The organism is Ochrobactrum sp. RH2CCR150, assembly GCA_014138095.1.
GTDB classification, from domain to species: domain Bacteria; phylum Pseudomonadota; class Alphaproteobacteria; order Rhizobiales; family Rhizobiaceae; genus Brucella; species Brucella gambitense.
Window position 1 is genome coordinate 804,487 of record JACGXE010000001.1, and the last position, 19,870, is coordinate 824,356.

Genomic DNA, 19,870 nt, shown 5'->3' on the forward strand with positions numbered 1-19,870 from the left:
GTTAAGCGGATCAGTCTTTCTTGACGTAATATTCGCCGGTTTTCGGATCCTGCACCAGCGTGCCGTTTGCACGGTTCTGCGCTTCCTTCTCGGCCTGACGGACACGCTGCGAAACACGAGTAGCCTCGCGCTTGAACGAGCGGTAGCCATACCAAGCGGCGATGGCGATCAGCAGCAGAAAAATGAGCTGTGGCATGGCCAAATCCCTTCGGCTTGCGCATTGGCCCGCAAGGTTTGCCCCGGCATATGCGCATGATGTGTGTGTGCGGGCGCGCCCTGATTGCGCCCTGTCATTTCTGACATCCTATCACGTTAAACCGTGATGTTTCAAAGGCCATAGCGGCCCCAAAGCGCTTTTTCTTCGGCAACAGAAAGTAAGCCGTCTCCAAGATGGGCGGCAATTTCCGCCGGTTCGATGCCGGATAGCGCAGACGAGAGCGCCATGCCGACGCCGGGAACCTTGCGGCCAAGCAGTCCGCGCTGCGGCTGGATCAGCTTCAGTTCTATCTTGTCGCCATAGGTCTTGCGCAGGAAACTGCGCATGTCGCCCAGGCCGTCGATGAGGCCGAGCTGCAATGCCGTAGTGCCGGTCCAGAACAGACCGGTGAAAAGATCGGATTCTTCAGCAAGCTTGCCGCCGCGCCGCTCCTTGACCATGTCGATGAAGGTTTCGTGGATTTCGAGTTGCAGCGATTTCAGCCGCTCTATGTCGGCCTTCTTTTCCGGCTGGAACGGATCAAGCGTGACCTTGTTGCTGCCCGCCGTATAGACGCGCCGCTCGACGCCGATTTTCTTCAGCAGTTCCGGAAAGCCGAATGAAGCCGACACCACGCCGATAGACCCGACGATTGACGATGGATCGGCAATGATTTCATCGCCTGCAAGTGCAATCATATAGCCGCCGGATGCGGCCACATCCTCAACGAAGATGAAAACTTTCTTCTGATGTTCGGATGCGAGGTCGCGGATACGGCGATAGATGAGGCGCGACTGCACCGGCGAGCCGCCGGGAGAGTTGAGCGAAATCGCCACAGCGGGCGTATGCTTGTTGCTGAAGGCCTTTTCCAGAACGGCAGCGGTCGATGCCAGCGAGAGGGAAGGGCGCAGCGCGGAACCGCCGGTCATGATGGCGCCGTGCAGGCGCACAACGGGAATTTCGATTGCAGCGTTGCGAAAGCGGCGCGGAACAAGACGCGTCAATAAACCGGGCAAGGTAAACTCCGAACTGGATCAACTGTTGGAAGCGAATGTAGGAAGCAATCTTGGAAACACAAAGAAAACCCTCCGAAAATTTAAATCTTCGGAGGGTGAATAGGTCAGCTTTTCGCGGGTCTGGCCACCAGCCGCAGCAGCCCGTAGCCAAATATGGCGGAGAGGGCGGAACCGGCCAGCACGCCAATTTTCGTTTCGGTTTGCAGGAGATCGGACGGGAAGGACAAAAGCCCGATGAAAATGCTCATGGTGAAACCGATGCCGCACAGGATCGAGACACCATAAAGTTGTGCCCAGCTTGCACCCATCGGCCTTTGTGCAAGGCCGCTCTTGATGGCGAGCCATGCCGCACCGAAGACGCCGAACTGCTTGCCGACGAAAAGACCGAGCAAGATGCCGAGCGTCAGTGTGTCGCCGAATACGGAACCATCAAGGCCGCTAAAGGAAATGCCCGCATTGGTAAAGCCGAAAATCGGCACGATGATAAAGGCGACAGGCTTTGCCAGCGCATGTTCGAGTATATGCAGGGGCGAACTCATATCGTCCGGCTTGCCGGGTGCCGCCTTCAGCGGGATCATCAGCGCCGTTACGACACCGGCCACGGTTGCATGAACGCCGGAATTGAGCACGAAGAACCAGAGAATCGCGCCGCCGATCAGGTAGGGCAGAAGCTTCATCACGCCCAGACGGTTCATCGCGAACAAGGCAATAGCGGTTACAAAAGCCCCGCCCAGATAGGGCATCGAGATTTCCGCCGTATAGAAAATGGCGATGATGACGACGGCGGCAAGATCGTCGAGAATAGCGAGCGTCGCCAGAAAAACCTTGAGGCTTGAAGGCACGCGTGAGCCAAGCAGCGACAGGACTCCGAGCGCGAAGGCGATATCGGTTGCGGAAGGCACTGCCCAGCCGCGCAGCTTTTCGGGGTCGTTGAAATTCAGCGCCGCGAATATGAGCGCAGGCAGGATCACGCCGCCTGCCGCGGCAATGCCCGGCAGCATTCTGTTGGGCCAGCTGGCAAGCTGCCCGTCGATGAATTCGCGTTTGATTTCTAGCCCGACGAGCAGGAAAAACACCGCCATCAGGCCATCATTGATCCAGTGCGCAAGGCTCAATGGGCCGATATAGACGTGAAGAGCGTCGAAATAGGTTTGTGAGAGAGGTGAATTGGCTACGATGAGCGCGAGCGCTGCCGCTGCCATCAGCACAAGGCCGCCGGCAACCTCGCTATCCAGAAAGCGTCGCATAAGGGATACGGGGCGAGCGGAATTGGGACTGTGGTTCATCGGTCTCCTTAAAGAAACGTTCAGGTGATTTGTGGCGCATCCACTTCGTAGAGCACAAGGTTGCGGTCTGTGATGCCAAGCGTCGGCCATGTCGAACGCCAGGCGGCAATGTGCCCGGAGGCAAAATGTTTGTCCAGCGAAGCCCGATCCAACCATAGTTCTTTTACATGGATAAGGCCGGGATCGAGAATGTCAGCGGCATAGGAATATTCGATGCAGCCCGCCTCGGCGCGGCTGGCCTCGATCATGCGCTGCATGGCCGGGCGCGCCTCATTCAGATTGGCAGCAGGCAGCCGAACGGTTCCGACGATAAGCAGCACGGTGTCATTCTCCGGGGATCAAAAAAGCGCAGTCTGGCCATTATTAATGGCATTGGCGCGGGGCGTAAAACCGTTTCCGCTCTCGCCATGCAGGATGAGCGGCAGCATGAAGGCCAGACCGGCGCGGCTGCCGCGGGTTCCGGTGACGACGATACGGATTGCCGCCGCATCGTTGCGTGGATGCACCGGCACGATATGCAAGCCGCCGAAACGTCTGGCAAGCGATTCCAGAATGGGCGCGATGGAGCCCGGCCGTGCGATGATGGCAATGCCACCGCCCGGCCTGACGATGGCCGCTGCCGTGCGCACCCATTGCTCGAACATGCCGTCCGGCATCACATGCGCTTCCGCCTTGAGCGGATCGGGCGTGCGCCGGTCCGCCGCTTCGTTGAAGGGCGGGTTCATGATGGCGAAATCGAAACTGTTATCAGCAAGGCCTGCCGCAACACGCGCCTTTCCGGTCAAGGCCACGTCGGCTTCCACAATCGCAATACGGTCTGCCAAAGCGGCGTTCAGCGGATGGGCGATGGTCTTCCTGGCAAAGCCGACCATCAGGCCAGACCGTTCGACAAGCGTGATCCGGCTTGCCGGGCACCGGGCCGCAACAGCAAGACCGGCAGCGCCTGCACCGCTGCCGAGATCGGCAAGCCGCCCGGCAAAACCGCCCGGCACCGCGCTTGCGAGGATCATCGCATCGACGCCGGAGCGATGACCTTTCATTGCCGGTTGCACGAGATGAAAAGCGCCGCGATGAAAGACATCGAGCGTTTCTTCAATCTCGTTTTCGGCAGTCAGGCTCATTTATCGCGCAGTTCGTGTTCAATCTCGGCATCAATCAGGATTTGCCGTGCTTCGTCCAGCTGATCTTCGCTGACCAGAAGGCGACGCGGCAGAACGCCCAGTGATCCCTCAATAATGCTCATATTGGTATCTGCAATGAAATAAGCTATTCCCGCCTCCTTCATCAAGGCTTCGGCGAAAGACAGCAGGACGGAATCGTTGGTGCGGATAAGTTCGATCATTTACCCACTTTGTAGCCAATGCACCGCATTGACAACTGCTTCCGTCAATGTTGAACAGGCTGTGAAGGCACGGAATGCGTCTTGAGCATTCCGCTGCGCTTAAATATGGTGGCGGCCCCATCAAGGAGTAATGGCATTGGGTGTGGTTCTGAATCTCGACGACAAGAAAAAGCAGACAGGATCGGTGCAACCGCTTGTCGACCTGACGAAGGCCGATATGGCGCGCGTGAACGAAATGATCCTGTCACGTGCCGGTTCCGACGTCGAAATGATTCCCGAAGTCGCCAATCATCTGATCTCGTCGGGCGGCAAACGCCTGCGTCCGATGATGACGCTCGCCGCTGCCCGCATGTTCGGTTACGACGGCGATGGTCATGTGCGTCTCGCAACCGCTGTCGAATTCATGCATACGGCAACACTGCTGCATGACGATGTAGTGGACGAAAGCGATCTGCGTCGCGGCAAAAGCACCGCCCGCATGATCTGGGGCAACCAGGCCAGCGTTCTCGTTGGCGACTTCCTGCTCGGTCAGGCTTTCAAGATGATGGTCGATGTCGGTTCGCTTGATGCGCTCGACGTGCTGGCGACGTCCGCTTCGGTGATCGCCGAAGGCGAGGTCATGCAGCTTGCCGCCGCCAAGAACATGGAAACCACCGAAAACGAATATCTGGCAGTCATCAAGGCCAAGACGGCGGCGCTGTTCTCGGCTGCTGCCGAAGTCGGCCCGATCATCGCCGGTGTGCAGCGCTCGGATCGCGCTGCGCTGCGCGATTACGGCCTCAATCTCGGTCTTGCTTTCCAGCTGGTTGATGATGCGCTTGATTATGGCGGTTCGGCTGCCGATCTCGGCAAGAACACCGGCGACGATTTCCGCGAAGGCAAGATCACGCTTCCCGTCATTTTGAGCTACCGCCGTGGCACGGATGAGGAACGCGCTTTCTGGAAGCACGCCATCGAAGACGGTGCGAGCGACGACGCATCGCTGCAAAAGGCCATCGGCCTGATGACCAAGCACGGCGCGATTGCCGACACGGTGCAGCGCGCGCGTCACTTCGGCGAGATTGCCCGCGACGCTCTGGCGCCGCTCAAGGCAACGCCGGAAAAGGATGCGCTGATCGAAGTCATCGATTTCTGCATCAGCCGCGTGAACTGAGTTTCCAGACGTCTTTCGCGTTTTCGGATATTTTCGAACAGGGATCGATCAAGAAAAGCTTTCCATCACGGATGCTTTTCTTGCCCCCTCATCCCAAAAAGGCCATGCTTGGCGTGCCTGTTCCGTTAAGGTCAGAGCGCGGTGCGTTGGAGGCAATCGGCGATTCGTTGCCGATTCCGCATATGGGAATTTGAGAAGAGGATAGGGCTTCATGCGGCATGGAATGAAACACGGCCCGCTTTATGGTTTGCTTCTTTCGCTTCTGGCGGGAATTGCAATGCCTGCCAGCGGAGCATTGGCCAAGACGCCAGCCGATCCCGCTCCTGTCGCTACGCCTGCTGTTCGGGCCGGTTCCTTTGCAGGCGCCTATCTGGCGGGCCGCACCGCCGAAGCCGATAATAATCTCTCTACAGCTGCCGATTTCTATCGTCAGGCCATGGCCTTCGATCCGGGCAACAGTCAGGTCAAACAGGACCTGCTTCTGGTCCTGTTGACGGAAGGCCGTTTCAAGGACGCGCTGCCGCTTGCGTCCGAATTGCAGAATACACCGGATATAGAGCGCTTCTCCCGCGTTGCCCTTGCCATCGACGCCATTTCCAAAAAGCAGTATCGCAAGGTCGGTCCGCTTTTGATGCTGTCCATGCAGTCCGATATGGATCGTCTTGCTACCGGCTTCATGAATGCCTGGGTCAAGGTCGGGCAGGGCAATCCCAAGCAGGCGCTGGCCGATATCAAGAAGATGGAAGGCCCCGAATGGTATGGCCTGTTCCGCACCTATAATTCCGCTTTGATCGCCGATCAGGCCGGGATGAAGAAGGAAGCGGCTGATTTCTACCAGCAGGCGCTTGATGATCGTCCCGGCGGTAGTGCTGCGCCGGACACCTATGAACGCGTCATCATGGCTTATGCCTCATTCAAGCTGCGTCAGGGCGACAAGGATGGCGCAATCCAGCTTCTGAAGGATGGCGAGGAGCTTTTGAACGGTCGCATGACCCTGACCGAACTGCGCGAGCAGATCGAGGCAGGGCGGAAAATCGACCGTCTGATCGAAACGCCGCAGCAGGGCGCCGGTGAAGTTCTCTATACGCTCGGCACGGCAATCAATCGCAGCGGCGCAGAGGCTTTTGCCAAGCTTTATCTGCAGCTCTCGCTGCCGTTGCGTCCGGGCAATGACGCTACCCTGTTCCAGCTGGGCGATATTTCGGCAAAGCTGCGCCGTCCGGAAGCGGCGGTCGCATATTATGCGGACGTGCCGGAAACCTCGCCCTATCGCCGCGATGCCGAAATGCAGCGCGCGCTGAACCTTGCCGATAACGACAAGTCTGCCGAGGCCATCGAGCAGTTGAAGATATTGCTGGGCCGCGACAAGACCGACATTCGCACCTATCTGGCGCTGGGCGGTGTTTACGCGCAGGACAAGAATTTCGCTGAGGCAGCCAAGATTTACGATGGTGCTGTCGAGCAGATCAAGACGCCGGAACGCAAGGACTGGCCGGTCTTCTACCAGCGCGGCATCGCCTATGAGCGCCTGAAGCAGTGGGACAAGGCGGAGCCGAGCTTCAACAAGGCGCTGGAGCTTTATCCCGATCAGCCGCAGGTGCTGAACTATCTCGGTTATTCCTGGGTCGATATGGGCATCCATCTTGATCGTGCACTGGACATGATCAAGAAGGCTGTCGAGTTGCGTCCGCAGGACGGTTACATCGTCGATTCGCTGGGCTGGGCCTATTACAAGCTCGGCCGTTACGACGAAGCGGTGGTGGAACTGGAAAAGGCTGTGAAGCTGCGCCCGGAAGACCCGACCATCAATGATCATATGGGCGATGCCTATTGGCGCGTTGGCCGTCAGCTTGAAGCGACGTTCCAGTGGCACCATGCGATTGCAGGCAAGCCGGAGCCGGAAGACCTCGTCAAGATCGAGGAAAAGCTGAAGAAGGGCCTGCCCGATGTTCCGGGCCAGTCGTCCGCCGATGCGACAAAGCCCGGCGAGAAGACGCCGGATCAGCCGAAACCGGAAGAACCGAAGCAGGACACGCCTGCTGTCGCGCCTGCACCAGCGGCACCCGCACCGGAAAAGCCGACGACGGATTAAAAGCGGCAGGTACGTTCGGTTTCAGGGCGATGTGACATGAAACCGGCAGCCTGCGCTTGACCCTGCGGTGCTGATGTATGATCTGGCAGGATTTTTATCCGAAAACCGGTTGCCACTTTTCGGAAATCCTGCTTAGACCGGGCCATCATTTCAATAACGAGGCCCAGCCCGGTGTCTAATTCGTCCAGCATGTTGCCAGCACATATGCATCCCACCCGTTCCTTTCAGGGCCTGATCCTGACGCTCCATCACTATTGGGCGGAACATGGTTGCGCTATTTTGCAGCCTTACGACATGGAAGTGGGTGCGGGTACGTTCCATCCGGCAACCACGCTGCGTTCGCTGGGGCCGAAGCCGTGGAAAGCCGCCTATGTGCAGCCGTCGCGCCGTCCAAAGGATGGCCGTTATGGCGAAAACCCCAACCGGCTGCAGCATTATTACCAGTATCAGGTCATCATCAAGCCGTCGCCGCCGAACCTTCAGGATCTCTATCTCGGTTCGCTGAAGGCCATCGGCCTTGATCCGACGCTGCATGATGTGCGCTTCGTGGAAGACGACTGGGAAAGCCCGACGCTCGGCGCCTGGGGTCTTGGCTGGGAATGCTGGTGCGATGGCATGGAAGTGTCGCAGTTCACCTATTTCCAGCAGGTCTGCGGCATTGAATGCTCGCCGGTTGCCGGTGAGCTAACCTATGGTCTCGAGCGCCTCGCCATGTATGTGCAGGGCGTGGACAATGTCTATGACCTCAATTTCAATGGTCTCGAAGGCGACGAAAAACTCACCTATGGCGATGTGTTCCTGCAGGCTGAGCAGGAATATTCCCGCTACAATTTCGAAATGGCCGATACGGAAATCCTGCATCGCCACTTCATCGATGCCGAGCGCGAATGCGAAGCCATCTTGAAGGCTGGCAGCACGGGCGAGGGCTCTTTGCACAAATGCGTGCTACCGGCCTATGACCAGTGCATCAAGGCATCCCACGTCTTCAACCTGATGGATGCGCGCGGCGTGATCTCGGTTACCGAGCGCCAGAGCTACATCCTGCGCGTCCGCAATCTCGCGCGTCAGTGCGGCGAGGCATTCCTTCTGACGGATGCCGGTGGTTTCAATTTCAAGCGTGAGGGCGAGTAATGCCTGACCTACTTCTCGAACTCTTTTCCGAGGAAATCCCGGCCCGCATGCAGCGCAAGGCTGCCGGCGATCTGAAAAAGATGATCACCGATGGTCTGGTCGAGGCCGGTCTCACCTATGAAGCCGCGACCGCTTACTGGACGCCGCGTCGTCTGACGCTCGACATTCGCGGCCTGACCGTGCGTTCCAAGGACGTGCATGAAGACATCAAGGGCCCGTCGGTCACCGCACCGGAACAGGCCATTCAGGGCTTTCTGCGCAAGGCCGGTCTCAGCGATGTCGCGCAGGCGCATGTGCATTCCGATCCGAAGAAGGGCGATTTTTATGTCGCCCATCTGACGAAGCCGGGCCGCCCGGCGGAAGAGATCGTTGCCGAACTCGTGCCGCAGACGATCCGCAATTTCCCGTGGCCGAAATCCATGCGCTGGGGCGCGGCTTCGGCGAAGCCGGGTGCATTGCGCTGGGTGCGTCCGCTGCAATCGATCCTGTGCACCTTCGGCCCTGAAACCGAAGAAACCGTGGTTATCGATTTCGACGTTGACGGCATCAAGTCCGGCAATCTCACCTATGGTCATCGTTTCCTGAGCGACGGTCAGGCGATCAAGGTGCGTCGCTTCGACGATTATGTCGAAAAGCTGGAAAAGGCTTTTGTGGTGCTCGATGCTGAACGCCGCAAGGAAATGATCTCGCAGGACGCGCATAATCTTGCCTTCGCGTCGGGTCTCGAACTGGTCGAAGACGAGGGGCTTCTGGAAGAAGTGTCCGGTCTGGTCGAATGGCCGGTCGTGCTGATGGGCGAGTTTGAGGAAGAATTTCTGGCGATCCCGCCGGAAGTCATCCGCCTCACCATCCGCGCCAACCAGAAGTGCTTCGTCACCCGCAAGCAGGGCGAAACCGAAGCGCTGTCCAACCGGTTCATTCTGGTGTCGAACATTGCCGCGCGCGATGGCGGCACGGAAATCGCTTACGGTAACGGCAAGGTGGTGCGCGCACGTCTGTCGGATGCGCTCTATTTCTGGCACACCGATCAGCACGATCTGCCCGATCTCGACAAGCTCAACGCTTCGGCGGAAAAATTCGGCCTCGATCTGAAGAAGCCGCTTGATCAGCGCATGGCGCGTCTGGACGGCCTGAATGTGACCTTCCATGCGAAGCTGGGCACGCAAGGCGAGCGCGTTGAGCGTATCCGCGAACTGGCTGCACAGATCGCCCCGCTGGTGGGTGCTGATCCGAAGCTTGCTGCTCGTGCGGCAGTGCTGGCCAAGGCTGATCTGACCACCGAAGTTGTGGGTGAATTCCCTGAACTTCAGGGCGCGATGGGCCGCAAATATGCGTTGCTTCAGGGCGAAGATGCAGCCGTCGCCGCAGCGCTTGAAGAACATTACAAGCCGCAAGGTCCGTCCGATGTGGTGCCGAAGGAGCCGGTCTCGGTTGCCGTCGCACTGGCCGACAAGCTGGATACGCTGGTCGGTTTCTGGGCCATCGATGAAAAGCCGACGGGTTCGAAGGACCCTTTTGCGCTGCGTCGCGCAGCCCTTGGCGTGATCCGTCTCCTGCTGTCGCAGGACTGGAAATTCCCGCTGCTGCCGCTGTTCCGTTCGGCCTTTGCTGCGCTGAAAGAAGGCGTGGTCCAACGCAAGCTGCGTGAATTCGAAGCAAAGCTCGCTGGCGAAAAATCCGGCGATGTCGATGGCGAACAAGATATCGACAATGCGTTGCGCAACTACGAGATTGAGGTTCGTGCCGAAGCCGACCGCAGTGCAGAGCCGGTGCTGGCCGATCTTTTGTCCTTCCTTCATGACCGTTTCAAGGTGCATCTCAAGGAAGAGGGCGCACGTTACGATGCCATTGATGCCGTGCTGACGCCGGAAGCCGACAATCTGCTTCTGGTCGCACGCCGTCTGGAAGCGCTGATCGTCTTCATCAATGAGGAAGACGGCAAGAACCTGCTGGCAGGCACAAAACGCGCCGCCAATATTCTGGCAGCCGAAGAGAAGAAGGGCACCAAGGTCGCCACTAGCGTCGATGCCGCGCTTCTCAAGGTGGACGAGGAAAAGGCGCTGTTCGAAGCGGTTACGCTTGCGTCAAGCGAGACCGAAACGGCAATCGCCCGCGAAGACTTTTCGGGCGCGATGCTGGCGCTCGCCAAGCTGCGCGGCCCGGTCGATACGTTCTTCGAAAAAGTGCTGGTCAATGATGAGGACGAAAATGTCCGCGCCAATCGTCTGGCTCTGCTCGACCTGATCCGCACGGCCACCGGCAAGGTTGCGGATTTCTCCAAGATCGCAGGCTGATAGCCAGCACATAGGAATAGAAATGGCGCCATTACGGCGCCATTTTCATTTGTCGATTACTGAAGGCTTGGCCTGAGTGTCAGCGAACTCAGATCGACTTCTTCGGATGCGCCAGCCCATGGCTCGCCGACCACGCGCACCGGCTTGGCGGGATCGAAGTCCGGCATCTTCTGTTCGGTCGGGGTTACAGCGGGCGTTACGGCAGGCTGTTCCTGCACGTCTTCCGGCAGAGGCTTGCCCTGCATGCGCGCCATATAGGCACGGGCGCGTTTGCGCCGCGCTTCAATTTCCTTCAGCGCTTCGGCTTCAGCCTCTTGCCGCTGGTTGCAGGCACCGCAGACAGGCAGCCCGTTGGGGCCCATCCGGTCGTAACCGATATAGTCGATGGAACCGACCTCATAGGTCGTTCGCGCGGGTTCCGCCCCGTTGGCAGAGGCCACAACAGGCAGTCCGGCGACAGTCAGTGAAATGGCGATAAATCGCGATAACATTATTCACCTCAAGCATGAATAATATCATCCTGCCCTACAAAAGCTAACAAAACGCAATTTTCCGGGCCGCGTTGCCATAAATGTGCACGCGGCGGCTCGCCTGTTTGCTTGCGCGCGGCTTCGCGCTTGTGTAGGCAGAAGGCGCTCATATCTATGCGTGCATCTTGTCCGAAAACCGCTTTGCACTTTTCGGGATGCACTCAACTTGGACGCCCGAGAGGCGGAAAACCAGTGTCAGATGTAATGAAGTTCGATGATGAGGCAGTTCAGCGCGCGGTAGAAATCCTGCGGCGCGGCGGTCTTGTCGCCATTCCCACCGAAACCGTCTACGGTCTTGCTGCCGATGCCTCCCATGGTGAAGGCGTTGCAGGAATTTTCGCCGCCAAGGGGCGTCCGCAGTTCAATCCGTTGATTGCCCATGTCAGCGGCATCGCCATGGCGGAGCGTTATGTCACTTTTGATCCGCTGTCGCGCAGGCTGGCGGAATTGTTCTGGCCCGGCCCGCTGACCATCGTGCTGCCGCTCAAAGACCATCAGGAGACAGATCGTCCGATCCATCCGCTTGTAACGGCGGGTCTGTCGACGCTTGCCATCCGCATGCCGCATGGCCGCGTGCAGGAGGTTATCACCGCGCTGGACAGCCCGGTGGCGGCACCGAGCGCCAATACTTCCGGGCGTATCAGCCCCACCAGCGCAGATGCGGTCGCGGGCGATCTTGGCGACAGAATAGACCTGATCCTCGATGCGGGTCCATGCGGGGTTGGTGTGGAATCGACCATCGTGAAGGTCGAGGGTGACACGGTGCGTCTATTGCGCCCCGGCGGGCTTGCGGCAGAAGACATTGAAGCAGCGATTGGCAAAACCTTGCTGCGCACCAAACAGACCGAGGCCATTCACGCGCATATCATCGCGCCGGGTATGATGGCCTCGCACTATGCGCCGGATGCGTCGATGCGGCTTGCGGTCGGCAATGTGCAACCGGGCGAAGCGCTGCTGGCTTTCGGGCCGTCGCGCGTGGCCGGGGCCGAGACGGCAAAGGCCGTACTGAACCTCAGCGCGGATGGCAATCTGCGCGAGGCGGCCAGCAATCTTTTCGATTTCATGCGCAAGCTCGACGCCACCGGCACCAGCACCATTGCCGTTGAACCCATTCCTTTTGACGGTCTCGGCGAGGCCATCAATGACCGTCTGAAACGCGCCGCCGCGCCGCGCTAAAGCATTTCCAGCAAAAGTGCGAAGCGGTTTTGCGTGGGATAATGCGTGAAAACAAAGCTCAAGGACCAATATGGACACCGGATTGATCGAACGTTTTGCCGCTATTGTGGGTGAGAAGAACGCGCTCACCGCGCCGGAAGACATTGCGCCTTATCTGATCGAGCAACGCGATCTTTATAAAGGCAATTCTCCTCTCGTGCTGCGCCCGGCTTCGACGCAGGAAGTCGCGGCGATCATGAAACTTGCCAGCGAAACGAAAACGCCGGTTGTGCCGCAGGGCGGCAATACGGGCCTTGTCGGCGCGCAGACGCCGGATGAAAGCGGCACGACAATTGTGCTGACTCTTGGTCGCATGAATAAAATCCGAGCGCTCGATACGGTCGGCAATCTGGCCACCGTCGAGGCAGGCGTCATCCTGAAAAATCTTCAGGACGCGACCGAGAAGGCGGGGCGTCTGTTCCCGCTGTCGCTGGGTGCGGAAGGTTCGTGCCAGATCGGCGGTAACCTCGGCTCCAATGCAGGCGGCACCGCAGTGCTCGCCTATGGCAATATGCGCGAGCTATGCCTCGGTCTCGAAGTGGTTTTGCCAACCGGCGAAATTCTGGACGACCTCTGCTATGTGAAGAAAGACAATACCGGCTACGACCTGAAAGACCTGTTCGTGGGTTCCGAAGGCACGCTCGGCGTCATCACGGCGGCTGTGCTGAAAATCTTCCCGCAGCCGAAGGGCAAGGGCGTTGCCTATGCCGGAATGCGCAGCCCGGAAGATGCGCTGCGCCTGTTCCAGCTTGCGACCGAACATGCAGGCCCGTCACTGACCGGGTTTGAGCTGATGCCGCGCGTCGGTGTCGAGTTCACCGTGCGCCATGTCGATGGCGCACGCGATCCCTTGGAAAGCCCGCATAACTGGTATGTGCTGATCGACATTTCCTCCACGCGCTCGGAAGAAGATGCGCGCACTACGCTGGAAACCATTCTGCACGAGGCTTTCGAAGCGGACATTCTTCAGGATGCGGCAATTGCCGAAAGTGTCGCGCAGGCGCAGTCCTTCTGGAAAATGCGCGAGGAAATGTCCTGGGCGCAAAAGCCGGAAGGCGGTTCGATCAAGCACGATATTTCCGTGCCTGTTTCATCCATTCCCGCCTTTATCCACGAGGCTAATGCCGCGACGCTGGAAATGATCCCCGGCGCACGTATTGTCTGCTTCGGCCATATCGGCGATGGCAACCTGCATTATAACGTGTCGCAGCCGGTTGGCGCCGACAAGCAGGAATTCCTCTCCCATTGGGGCGCGCTTAATCATCGTATCCACACAATTGTTGCAAGTTACAGGGGATCGATTTCCGCCGAGCATGGCATCGGTCGTTTGAAGCGCGATGAGCTTGCGCATTTCAAACAGCCATTTGCGCTCGATCTGATGCGCCGCATCAAGACGGCCTTCGATCCGGCGGGGATTATGAACCCCGGCAAGACGCTGTAAAACAAACAGAATTGCGATTTGCATGACGGGCGGTTTCTCCGCCCGTTTTGCTGTCGGTAAACGCATATTAGGAAGAATTTCTGAATTCTTACACCTGGTTGCATTCTGATAACCAAAGGAAAAAGCAGGGAAAAGTTAACCCAACTCCTTAAGGCCGTCGGTAACAAACGCGGTCTATTCTCCATCTCAACGAGGGCAGAAAGCCCAATCAAAGAGAAGCTGGAATAACCGGCTCTCGAAAGAGACAGAGAGACAGAGGCGTTGACAATGATGAGCAAGGAACTGAAGCCAGACTGGGCAGGCCGTGAACTGCGGCTCGATCCGTTTCACTTTCCGCAGGTGGTGAGCTACGCATCGCATGACGGCAATACCGACGTCACCTTCACCATCAATGAGCGTGGCGCGGTCATCCGGCAGGTTCTGCCGTCGAGCGGCCTGCCAATGTCGATTGCACTGCCGATCCATGCTTTTGTCGGTGTTGTGGCCCGTGCGGTCGAAGACGAGTATGGCGAAATCACCGTCACGCTGGAACTGATGCATCAGGACCCGCAGCTTTCCGTGCCGCTTCTGGTGGCGCATGATCTGACCGATGTTGCCGCCGACTGGCGCGCCTGGGCGGCTGCTTTCAACCTGCCGATGATGCTGGTGGAAGAAGATGGCGTTGCCCGTCCGCTTTACGAAAGCACCGGCCCGGTTCGCACAGGCCAGCCGCAGGCTCGCCGTCAGGGACATGAAACACGCCGTCGCCGCCCGCGCTTCCTCGCACGCCGCAAGGCTGGCACGCTGGGCGTTCGTCTGGTGATCGAAGGCAAGGAAATTATCGCCCGGAATTGAGCTGACTAGAGGCGGCGCGTTACCCGGACGGTTCACATTCTCGTGTGACCACGATCTCGTCCCATTCTGCCGCTAGGTTTGAGAAACTGCTTCTTTTGAAGCTAAATTAATTGGCTGACCTCCAGACAAAGCCACCCGGATGGGTTTCCCCATCCGGGTTCTTTTTTATCCATCAGCGCCGGGATCTAGAGCATTTCCAGCAAAAGTGCGTAGCGGTTTTGCGTAGGATAATGCGTAAAAACAAATAGATAGAGCGGTTCCACGATTCCGTTTTAACCGGAACCGCTCTACTTCTTGCGGCTGAGAAAGGCCATGATGGCCTCGCGCGCTTCGCTGGAGGCAAGGCGTTCGCCGAAAAGCTTCGCTTCCCGCGCAATGCGATCCGCAATGTTTTCAGCAGGTAAGCGCATCAGTGAGCGGGCGATCTGCATGGCTTCCGGTGGCTTGGCGGCGATTTCTTCCGCAGCCTTCAGCACTTCCGTTTCCAGCTCACCGCTTTCCACGATTTTGTAGACGATGCCCGCTTCAAGCGCGGCTTCCGCATTGAAACCGTAGCCGAGCGCCAGCATGGCAAAGGCCTTCTGATGCCCCATCAGCGGCGGCGCGAGCAGGCTGGAACCGGCTTCCGGCACCAGACCGAGATCGACGAACGGCGTGCGGAACAATGCATGCGACGTTGCGAAAGTCAGGTCGCAGTGAAAATGGATTGTTGTGCCCACGCCAATCGCGAGGCCATCAACGCCCGAGACGATCGGCTTTTTGGCGCTCGACAGGGCATAAAGAAAGTCCAGAATATCCTTGCCCATATCGCCGCCGCCTGCGGCTGCAGCCATGAAGTCCTGCATGTCGTTGCCGGATGAAAACGCACCCGGCACACCAAGGAAAACATGAACGCGCACTGCGTCATCGGCATCACCATCCTTCAGCGCCTTGGCCATCGTGGCATACATGGCGCGGGTGATGGCGTTTTTCTTGTCGGCCCGGTTCAGCCGGATAATCTGCACCGCATCGCGACGTTCAACGAGAATATGTTCGCTCACGCTCAAGCCTCCAGCGCGGATTTGGCGGCAGCAAGGCTGGCTGCGCCGGTGATGACGGTGTCTTTCAGCGACGATACTTCGGCCAGCATGTTCTCGGCGAAGAAACGGCAGAGAACAGCGCGCCCATTATCGTCGCCCGCAAGCGCCGCGCGGGCCAGATAGGCCCCGCCGGAAACGAGCGACAGCAGACGTTGGTAAGGCGTTGCACCGGCAAGCGCTGCCTCTGCGCCACCTTCAGCGACGGTCTTTTGCAGCCAGTCGGTTGCTTCGCGTGCTTCCGTCAATGCCTTTGCAAGACGTGCGCCGGTTTCGCCCAGTTCGGGGCGATTGGATGCGGCGGCCCTATCTGCATCCTGCTGCAATTCGTTGAGGAAGCCCTTGATGTGCTCGCCATTGCCGAGCGGCAACTTGCGCATCACCAGATCAATGGCCTGAATGCCATTGGTGCCTTCGTAAATCGGCGTGATGCGAGCATCGCGCAGCAACTGTGCCGCGCCGGTTTCCTCGATGAAGCCCATGCCGCCATGGATCTGCACGCCAAGCGACGCGACATCGACACCGACATCCGTCGAGAAACTTTTCGCCAGCGGCGTGAGCAGACCGGCGCGGTCGCCCCAATGTTGCTTGTCTGGGCCCTCAGTCACATGGCTCATGTCGATCGCATGGGCGCAGGCATAGGTGATGGAGCGGGCGGCCTGCGTCAGTGCTTTCATGGTCAAAAGCATGCGCTGCACATCCGGATGCTCGATGATCGGACTCATGCCATTTTTCGGGTCAGCACCGATGGCGCGGCCCTGCTTGCGCTCCTTGGCGTAGTTAAGCGCCTGCTGATAGGCCGCTTCCGCCACGCCGACGCCCTGAATGCCAACCAGCAAGCGGGCATTGTTCATCATGGTGAACATGCAGGCAAGGCCGCGATTTTCTTCGCCGATCAGATAGCCGACCGCGCCCTGTTCCTCACCTTTCACGAAGCCGTCGCCATAGATCATGGTGCAGGTCGGCGAGGCGTGAATGCCCAGCTTGTGCTCAAGGCCGGAGCAGAACAGATCATTGCGGCGACCGAGCGAACCATCCTCGTTGACGAGGAATTTGGGCACGAGAAACAGTGAAATGCCTTTGGTGCCCGCAGGCGCATCGGGCAGGCGGGCCAGCACCAGATGCACGATATTGTCGGTCAGGTCGTGCTCGCCATAGGTGATGAAGATCTTCTGGCCGAAAATGCGATAGGTGCCGTCATTGCTGCGTTCGGCGCGGCTGCGCAACGCGCCAAGGTCGGAGCCGGCCTGCGGCTCGGTCAGGTTCATCGTGCCCATCCACTCGCCGGAAATGAGCTTTTCGAGATAGATATCCTTCAATTCCCTGGAGGCGTGCTTTTCGAGCGCTTCGACAGCACCCATGGTCAGCGTCGGCGCGATGGCGAATGCAAGCGTGCCGGAATTCCACATTTCGCTGACGGCGACCGACATCATGGTCGGCAGGCCCTGACCGCCATAATCCGGCGTGCCGGTTAGTGAGTTCCAGCCGCCTGCGATCCAGTCGCGGTAAAGGTCTTTCCAGCCCGGGGCGGTGGTGACGACACCATCCTTGACGGTAGCGCCGTGACGGTCGCCGGAAATGCGCAACGGCTCGACGCGCTCGGCTGCAAATCTTCCGGCTTCCTCGAGAATGGCTTCGGCCAGATCGGCGGAAAATTCGGGAAAGCGGTTGTCTTCCAGCGCTTTCTCAAGCCCCGCAACCTTCATCAGCGTATGGGAAATTTCAGAAACCGGCGCGCGATACATCTTTCCTCCACATCGTGCTCATCGAGGCTCCTCCTCGGGAACCCCGGCCTCCGATCTGCCAGCGGGCAGAGGGAGTATCAGTCTTCTTCATGACAAGAGCTACCGGCTTATTACGTAAACGTCAATATTTTCCAGTGCTTTTATATTGCGTTGGCGCGGGCGAGAAGCAGGGCACGTTCGCGTGCATTGTCAGTCAGTTCTGCCGCCCGGCGAAATTCTGTGCTGGCTTCCGTGCTTCGCCCCAGTTTTTCCAGAAGGTCGCCGCGCACGGTCGGCAGCAGATACGAGCCTTTCAGGCGTGGCTCATCGGCAAGCGCATCGACAATAGCCAATCCCTGCATGGGGCCAAAAGCCATGCCGACAGCCACAGCGCGGTTCACTTCGACAATGGGCGAGGGTGCAACGAGCGCCAGCGCCTGATAATAGGCGGCAATGGCGATCCAGTCGGTCTCGGCGGCAGTGGCGGCGCGGGCATGACAGGATGCTATCATCGCCTGAAGCTGATAGGCGCCGGGCGCCGGGGTGAGGGACATGGCGCGGTTGAGGCCATCAAGGCCGCGCCTTATCTGCGACCAGTCCCAGCGGCTGCGATCCTGATCCGGCAGCAGGACCGGGTTTCCGGTCTTGTCGGTACGGGCGGCAAAGCGCGATGCCTGCAATTCCATAAGGGCGGCAAGGCCGTGGACTTCGGGCTCGTTTGGCATCAATGCCGCAAGGGAACGCCCGAGGCGCAGGGCTTCATGGCAAAGATCGGCACGCAGCCAGTGCGCGCCTTCACTCGCCACATAACCCTCGTTGAAGATCAGATAGACCACCTCCAGCACGGCGGCGAGACGCTGCTGCCGCTCGTCGCCTTGCGGCGTTTCGAAAGCGGCTGCCGTTTCGCGTAAGGTCCGTTTGGCGCGCACGATGCGCTGCGCCACGGTGGCTTCCGGCACGAGAAAGGCGCGTGCCACTTCCGGCGTCGACAGGCCGCCCAAGAGCCGCAAGGCCAGCGCCACACGCTGCTCGGCGGGCAGCGAAGGATGGCAGGCCGTGAAGATCAGCCGCAGCAGGTCATCGTCAATGTCTTCATCAAGCTTGGCTTCGATATTGGGATCGGCCTGTTCCAGTTCCGTGAGGTCGATTGCCAGTTCGCGGTGCTTGCTGTCGATCAGCGTGGTGCGGCGCAATCGGTCGAGTGCGCGGTTCTTCGCCACCTGCATCAGCCATGCAGCGGGGTTGCGCGGTATGCCGTCCAGACACCAGCGTTCCAGAGCCAGCACAAAGGCGTCCTGCGCGAGCTCTTCGGCAAGGCCGATATCGCGCAGCATACGCGCCAGTCTGGCGGTGAGCCTTGTCTGCTCGATCCGCCAGACCGCTTCTATGGTGGCGTCTGTCGTCACCTCTTGAGATCGCCGAAGCCTTCGGCGGCCTTTTGCACATCCTCGGGAAAGTCGCTCATTTCCTGAACGCGACGGACCTCAATAATGTCATTTTCCGAGGCCGGGCAGCGGCGCGCCCATTCGATGGCTTCATCGCGGGAGCGTACGTCGATCATCCAGTAGCCGCCGAGCACTTCCTTGACTTCGGCGAAGGGGCCGTCAACGACGCTGGGCTTGCCGCCCTTGAAGCTGACACGCGCACCGGCCGCGGGTGGATGCAGACCATCCAGCGTCAGCAGAACGCCAGCCTTTTTCAGCTCCTCATTATACTTCATCATGGCTTCCACCGCTTCCGCGCTGGGCATGGCGTCGGGCGCTGCCGTTGCATAGCCACGGGGTATCATCAACATCATGAAACGCATTGGTCTTCCTCCTGAAGCGCAACCCGAAAAATGTGAAACAGTTTTCGGACAAGATGCGCGTAAAACAAAGTTCTGAAGCGGTTCCGGCGATGTCGTCATAACGCGAGCCGCTTCGACCGTTTCGGCTATACGACGAATGACGAATGGCCAAATCGACAGGTTCGAATAAAGAAACTCAAGTTATTTTTGCGCATGAAACAGGTGCCCGGATCAAGAGACAATGATGGCGGAATTATAAGGCGAAGAACAAGGCCATTTGCCTTTTCCGATTGCTGCGCTTAACCGAATATTTGCTGCATTGTATTAGAGATTACGAATACTCGAGGGTGTTTCGCATATGACGCTTGCTCCGTTTTTTCTGACAGCCAATCTGACGGCGGCTTGCGTCTTCGTTCTGATTTTCGCATTCGTTTCCATTCAGGAAAAGAGTTACGCCGCGCCGCGCTGGTTCACTGTCGCGTGCATTTGTGCTGCACTTGGCGCTATTTTCAGTTTCTGGGTTCCGGTTGCGGCCAATCCACGTCTGCCGAGCTTCATTTCCTTCGCATTGCTGATGTCGGTGTTTTTCGCGACCATTATCGGCTTGCAGAATACCTATCGGCAGAAGACAAACTGGCAACTGCTCGGCATATTTTTTCTCGCTGCCATAACACCTTCGGAATAACGCCAGTTTTTAGGCTATGGCCACCTGCGACGCCTTTCAAATTGCGTGAGCAGGTTGGCCATAGCCGGT

At 58.7% G+C, this 19,870-nt stretch carries 19 protein-coding genes; 8 read left to right on the top strand and 11 right to left on the bottom strand.

The window, feature by feature from the left end:
- Window positions 1–10: 10 nt before the first annotated feature.
- From FHW03_RS03650 to FHW03_RS03675, 6 genes are all read right to left on the bottom strand, one after another.
- Window positions 11–196, bottom strand: coding sequence for a hypothetical protein (locus FHW03_RS03650; protein WP_151590310.1), 186 nt, complete (start codon window positions 194–196; stop codon window positions 11–13).
- Between the two features lie 131 nt (window positions 197–327).
- A complete protein-coding gene (locus FHW03_RS03655; protein WP_182519385.1) occupies window positions 328–1,212 on the bottom strand; it encodes a S49 family peptidase in 885 nt (294 codons plus the stop codon).
- A 104-nt stretch (window positions 1,213–1,316) separates the two neighbouring features.
- Window positions 1,317–2,498 carry a Na+/H+ antiporter NhaA gene (nhaA, locus tag FHW03_RS03660; protein ID WP_182519386.1) on the bottom strand — a complete coding sequence of 394 codons (1,182 nt, stop codon included), beginning with the start codon at window positions 2,496–2,498 and terminating at the stop codon, window positions 1,317–1,319.
- A gap of 20 nt (window positions 2,499–2,518) precedes the next feature.
- Entirely contained in the window at window positions 2,519–2,818 is a 300-nt protein-coding gene (locus FHW03_RS03665; RefSeq protein WP_182519387.1) for a putative quinol monooxygenase, read from the bottom strand.
- A gap of 18 nt (window positions 2,819–2,836) precedes the next feature.
- Entirely contained in the window at window positions 2,837–3,619 is a 783-nt protein-coding gene (locus FHW03_RS03670) for a methyltransferase (protein ID WP_182519388.1), read from the bottom strand.
- The gene (locus tag FHW03_RS03675; protein ID WP_078338010.1) at window positions 3,616–3,840 is read right to left on the bottom strand and encodes a DUF2007 domain-containing protein; all 225 of its coding nucleotides are present in this window, start codon (window positions 3,838–3,840) and stop codon (window positions 3,616–3,618) included. The genes FHW03_RS03670 and FHW03_RS03675 overlap by 4 nt, the downstream gene beginning before the upstream one ends.
- Window positions 3,841–3,976: 136 nt before the next feature.
- Here FHW03_RS03675 and FHW03_RS03680 point away from each other — a divergent pair, with 136 nt between their 5' ends.
- The 4 genes from FHW03_RS03680 (at window position 3,977) to glyS (ending at window position 10,510) form a co-directional block, all read left to right on the top strand.
- Window positions 3,977–4,993: a polyprenyl synthetase family protein gene (locus FHW03_RS03680; RefSeq protein ID WP_078338121.1), complete on the top strand. Its 1,017-nt coding sequence runs from the start codon at window positions 3,977–3,979 to the stop codon at window positions 4,991–4,993.
- 211 nt (window positions 4,994–5,204) lie between these two features.
- On the top strand, window positions 5,205–7,085 hold the full coding sequence (locus tag FHW03_RS03685) for a tetratricopeptide repeat protein (protein ID WP_182519389.1): 1,881 nt from the start codon (window positions 5,205–5,207) through the stop codon (window positions 7,083–7,085).
- A 204-nt stretch (window positions 7,086–7,289) separates the two neighbouring features.
- Window positions 7,290–8,216 (top strand): glycine--tRNA ligase subunit alpha, encoded by a 927-nt coding sequence (locus tag FHW03_RS03690; RefSeq protein ID WP_151590524.1) that lies wholly within the window; start codon window positions 7,290–7,292, stop codon window positions 8,214–8,216.
- Window positions 8,216–10,510 (top strand): glycine--tRNA ligase subunit beta, encoded by a 2,295-nt coding sequence (gene glyS / locus FHW03_RS03695; RefSeq protein ID WP_182519390.1) that lies wholly within the window; start codon window positions 8,216–8,218, stop codon window positions 10,508–10,510. Before FHW03_RS03690 ends, glyS begins: the two co-directional genes overlap by 1 nt.
- A gap of 56 nt (window positions 10,511–10,566) precedes the next feature.
- Here glyS and FHW03_RS03700 read toward each other — a convergent pair whose 3' ends face one another.
- The gene (locus FHW03_RS03700; protein ID WP_182519391.1) at window positions 10,567–11,001 is read right to left on the bottom strand and encodes a hypothetical protein; all 435 of its coding nucleotides are present in this window, start codon (window positions 10,999–11,001) and stop codon (window positions 10,567–10,569) included.
- 243 nt (window positions 11,002–11,244) lie between these two features.
- On the opposite strand from FHW03_RS03700, the gene FHW03_RS03705 reads away from it, so the two are divergent.
- From FHW03_RS03705 to FHW03_RS03715, 3 genes are all read left to right on the top strand, one after another.
- Window positions 11,245–12,216, top strand: coding sequence for an L-threonylcarbamoyladenylate synthase (locus FHW03_RS03705; protein WP_210277158.1), 972 nt, complete (start codon window positions 11,245–11,247; stop codon window positions 12,214–12,216).
- Between the two features lie 70 nt (window positions 12,217–12,286).
- The gene (locus tag FHW03_RS03710) at window positions 12,287–13,696 is read left to right on the top strand and encodes an FAD-binding oxidoreductase (protein WP_182519393.1); all 1,410 of its coding nucleotides are present in this window, start codon (window positions 12,287–12,289) and stop codon (window positions 13,694–13,696) included.
- A 267-nt stretch (window positions 13,697–13,963) separates the two neighbouring features.
- Entirely contained in the window at window positions 13,964–14,530 is a 567-nt protein-coding gene (locus FHW03_RS03715; protein WP_182519394.1) for a DUF6101 family protein, read from the top strand.
- A gap of 287 nt (window positions 14,531–14,817) precedes the next feature.
- Here FHW03_RS03715 and FHW03_RS03720 read toward each other — a convergent pair whose 3' ends face one another.
- The 4 genes from FHW03_RS03720 to FHW03_RS03735 form a co-directional block, all read right to left on the bottom strand.
- On the bottom strand, window positions 14,818–15,570 hold the full coding sequence (locus FHW03_RS03720) for a crotonase/enoyl-CoA hydratase family protein (RefSeq protein ID WP_182519395.1): 753 nt from the start codon (window positions 15,568–15,570) through the stop codon (window positions 14,818–14,820).
- A 2-nt stretch (window positions 15,571–15,572) separates the two neighbouring features.
- A complete protein-coding gene (locus FHW03_RS03725) occupies window positions 15,573–17,351 on the bottom strand; it encodes an acyl-CoA dehydrogenase (RefSeq protein WP_182519396.1) in 1,779 nt (592 codons plus the stop codon).
- A 140-nt stretch (window positions 17,352–17,491) separates the two neighbouring features.
- Window positions 17,492–18,736, bottom strand: a complete 1,245-nt coding sequence (locus tag FHW03_RS03730) for an RNA polymerase sigma factor (RefSeq protein WP_182519397.1) — start codon at window positions 18,734–18,736, stop codon at window positions 17,492–17,494.
- Complete coding sequence (locus tag FHW03_RS03735) at window positions 18,733–19,137, bottom strand: YciI family protein (protein WP_182519398.1); 405 nt, start codon at window positions 19,135–19,137, stop codon at window positions 18,733–18,735. The genes FHW03_RS03730 and FHW03_RS03735 overlap by 4 nt, the downstream gene beginning before the upstream one ends.
- Before the next feature lie 337 nt (window positions 19,138–19,474).
- Here FHW03_RS03735 and FHW03_RS03740 point away from each other — a divergent pair, with 337 nt between their 5' ends.
- The gene (locus tag FHW03_RS03740; protein WP_182519399.1) at window positions 19,475–19,801 is read left to right on the top strand and encodes a hypothetical protein; all 327 of its coding nucleotides are present in this window, start codon (window positions 19,475–19,477) and stop codon (window positions 19,799–19,801) included.
- Window positions 19,802–19,870 lie beyond the last annotated feature (69 nt).